Origin of the sequence: Aliiruegeria sabulilitoris, from assembly GCF_001558155.1 — a bacterium.
Taxonomy (GTDB): Bacteria; Pseudomonadota; Alphaproteobacteria; order Rhodobacterales; family Rhodobacteraceae; genus Tropicimonas; species Tropicimonas sabulilitoris.
In genome coordinates this window covers 1-3,198 of sequence record NZ_LOAS01000005.1, presented here as the reverse complement: position 1 = coordinate 3,198, position 3,198 = coordinate 1, and the positions used below count along the sequence as shown (strand labels likewise).

Here is a 3,198-nt window from a genome sequence, read left to right as displayed (position 1 = left end):
TGTTTGATCCCAGGTTTTGATGGTGCGATCCGTTCGTTGGAATGGAAGGACGCCTTATGGGACAGATACGCCATGGCTGCGCTACGACTACGCACGCCGTCAGAGCAGCAATACAGCGATCGCAAGCTTCGACCGCGGAGCTGAGCCGGGAGCTTGGAATCAATCCCAAGACGGTGGCGAAGTGGCGGAAACGGCAGACGGTTGAGGATCGTAGAACCGGGCCGAAAGAGCCCCGCTCAACCGTTCTCAGCAAAGAGGAAGAGGCTGTCATCGTTGCTTTCCGACGGCACACGCTATTGCCTCTCGATGATTGCCTCTACGCCTTACAGCCGACGATCCCGCATCTCACGCGCTCTTCTTTGCATAGGTGCTTGCAACGGCATGGCATCTCGCGCCTGCCTGAGATGGACGGCGACAAGCCGAAGAGGCAGCGATTTAGGCGGTACCCCATAGGCTTCTTTCACATCGACATCGCGGAGCTCCGAACAGCAGAGGGCAAACTCTATCTCTTCGTGGCCATTGATCGAACCAGCAAGTTCGCGGTGGCCCAACTCGTCGAGAAGGCTAATCGGAAAACTGCCTGGGAGTTCCTGGAGCTGCTTCTTGAGGCCGTTCCCTATCGCATTCATACGATCCTCACGGACAACGGCATCCAATTCGCCGAGCAGCCGCGGAACCGAAACACGATCTATTCCCGACCGATGCGGTTCGACATGATCTGCGAAGCCAATGGTATTGAACATCGCCTCACCAAACCGAACCATCCGTGGACCAACGGTCAGGTCGAACGCATGAACCGCACGATCAAAGACGCCACCGTCAAGCGTTACCACTACGACAGCCACGATCAGCTGCGCATCCACCTCTCCGACTTCCTGGATGCTTACAACTTCGCCCGGCGTTTGAAGACGCTCAGCGGTCTCACGCCCTACGAGTACATCTGCAGAATCTGGACATCAGAGCCAGATCGATTCATCGTCAATCCGATCCACCAGATGCCGGGACTGAACACCTAGTCGAAGATCAGCAGACCGCAAATCGTAGCCTACGTCAGTGTCCGAATTGCGGGGTGCAGCTCAACCCTTGTGGTTTAACTATCACTTTGGTATATACATTTATATACACAAGGGGCTCCAATGATTGAAACCAAGATCCGCAAAGTCGGGAATTCGGCAGTCATAACCCTGACAACGGAGATGCTGACCCTCCTTGATGCCAAGGAGGGTGATACCCTTTTCGTGGTCCGGGGAGACGATGGAAGCCTGAAGATCATGGCGCACGACCCCTCGGTCGCCAAGGCGCTTGAAGCCGCCGAAATCGTGATGGACGAAAACCGGGATCTGCTTCAGGCATTGGCATGAAGGCTCCTGTCTGGGTGCCACTGGCAGCGGCGATTGCCATCCATGACCGGCAGATTGCCAGACACGGCGGCAAGGCCGGAATGCGTGACATGGCGCTCCTTGAAATGGGATGTGCCCGGGCAATGAACCTTGCAGCCTACACGGACGCAGACCTGGCCGAGATCGCAGCAGCCTATGCTTTCGGGATATCCAAGGCCCACGCCTTTATCGACGGCAACAAGCGGACGGCATTTGTCACCGCCGCAACCTTTCTCCGGCTGAACGGTTATTCATTTCGACCTGATCCTGTCGCGGGTGTCAGGATGATAGAGGGTCTTGCCACCGGCACGATCAGCGAAGCGGAATTTGCCGCCCGGCTTCGTTCGGCCTGGAAGGCAATCTGAGCTCCGCGAAGATCTCTTTGAGAACCATTTTGAAGTCGAAGCCAGAAGATGACGGTGGCGGCGAGCGCCCGGAGGCGACCATAAGGGCCCCGGAGTGGCCCGAGAAACGGCCTTCTCGTGTTTCCGGCAGGGGGGTAAGGGGCCCAAGGAGCAGAAGTGGCCTGGAAAAGGCTCCCAGCCGGGCTGCCCTTTGAACTGGGCTTCCCAGTTTTGGTCCTCATGGAAGAGCCGCAGGATGGTCATGCGGACGTCCGATCCCGATAAGGCAATGGTGAGCCTCATGGAGATGCGACCGCCTCGTTAGGGCTTCGTTAACAGTATTATGATTCTCATAAGAAAAACAGATCGAGCGGCAAATCAGGAGCACCCCGACAATGACGGCTCTCGAAATATCTCTGATGGCTAGTATTCTTCGTGCGCGAGAAAGCGGTTTTGAAGCAACGGCTTGCGCTCTGGAGGACCTGTTCTTTGCTCCACGGGCTGAACGTACAGACGTAAGCGATGGGGTGGACGCCCCCCGGCGGCATCGAATGTGCCAAGGTAGCGGGTGTTGAAACACTGCTACGGGGGAAGCGTCCATGAACGAGATTAGCATCATCGGCCTGGATCTGGCCAAGAACGTTTTTCAGGCGCATGGCGCCGGGGTGGACGGGTCGGTCGTGTTCCGTCGGAAGCTATCACGCGCGCAGCTGCTGAAGTTCTTGGGCGAGCAGCCGCCCTGCATCGTAGCGATGGAGGCATGCGCGAACGCCCATCACTGGGGCCGAGCTATCGGCGATCTCGGCCACGAAGTTCGGCTGATTCCACCTGCTTACGTGAAGCCATTTGTGAAACGCCAGAAAAACGACATGGCCGACGCTGAGGCCATTGCGGAAGCGGCATCGCGTCCGACCATGCGGTTCGTCGCCGTGAAGAGCGAGGAACAGCAGGCGGCAGCGATGGTATATCGCACTCGCGATCTCCTTGTCCGGCAACGCACGCAGACAATCAATGCCCTTCGTGCCCACTTGGCCGAACAGGGCATCGTCGCGCCCATTGGTCCTGCCCATGTCGGCCGCCTCGCCGCAGTCGCTGACGGGGAAGACGGTGCTTTGCCTGCAGCTGTGCGGGACCTGGCGCGATTGCTTCTGAACCAGATTTCAGATCTAAGCGAGAAGATCACGGGCCTGGATACCGAGTTGCGGCGACGTGCAGGCACAGACGACACCGCGAGGCGGTTGACCACCATTCCTGGCATTGGTCCGATCACCGCTGCGGCGATCACCACTTTCGCGCCGCCGATGGAGACCTTCTCGAAAGGTCGGGATTTCGCAGCCTGGGTCGGGCTCACGCCGAAACAGCATTCGAGTGGCGGCAAGGAGCGACTCGGGCGGACATCGAAGATGGGTCAGCGGGACATTCGAAGGTTGCTGATCGTCGGCGCTGTGGCCGTCGTGCGGTGGGCAGCACGCAAG

At 58.4% G+C, this 3,198-nt stretch carries 4 protein-coding genes; all 4 read left to right on the top strand.

Features of this window, described 5'->3' with window-relative positions:
- Positions 1 to 56: 56 nt before the first annotated feature.
- Entirely contained in the window at positions 57 to 1,016 is a 960-nt protein-coding gene (locus tag AX756_RS06115; protein ID WP_068309587.1) for an IS481 family transposase, read from the top strand.
- Positions 1,017 to 1,136: 120 nt separating this feature from the next.
- Positions 1,137 to 1,361, top strand: a complete 225-nt coding sequence (locus AX756_RS06110; protein WP_068309586.1) for an AbrB/MazE/SpoVT family DNA-binding domain-containing protein — start codon at positions 1,137 to 1,139, stop codon at positions 1,359 to 1,361.
- Positions 1,358 to 1,744, top strand: a complete 387-nt coding sequence (locus AX756_RS06105) for a type II toxin-antitoxin system death-on-curing family toxin (protein WP_068309585.1) — start codon at positions 1,358 to 1,360, stop codon at positions 1,742 to 1,744. The genes AX756_RS06110 and AX756_RS06105 overlap by 4 nt, the downstream gene beginning before the upstream one ends.
- 578 nt (positions 1,745 to 2,322) lie before the next feature.
- The coding region (locus tag AX756_RS06100) for an IS110 family RNA-guided transposase (RefSeq protein ID WP_068309584.1) at positions 2,323 to 3,198 on the top strand (876 nt) is incomplete at its 3' end.

What these genes read in the sequence shown, in the direction of transcription:
- AX756_RS06115 (WP_068309587.1), top strand. Translation starts at nt 57, where the DNA reads ATGGGACAGATACGCCATGGCTGCGCTACGACTACGCACGCCGTCAGA.
- AX756_RS06110 (WP_068309586.1), top strand. Translation starts at nt 1,137, where the DNA reads ATGATTGAAACCAAGATCCGCAAAGTCGGGAATTCGGCAGTCATAACC.
- AX756_RS06105 (WP_068309585.1), top strand. Translation starts at nt 1,358, where the DNA reads ATGAAGGCTCCTGTCTGGGTGCCACTGGCAGCGGCGATTGCCATCCAT.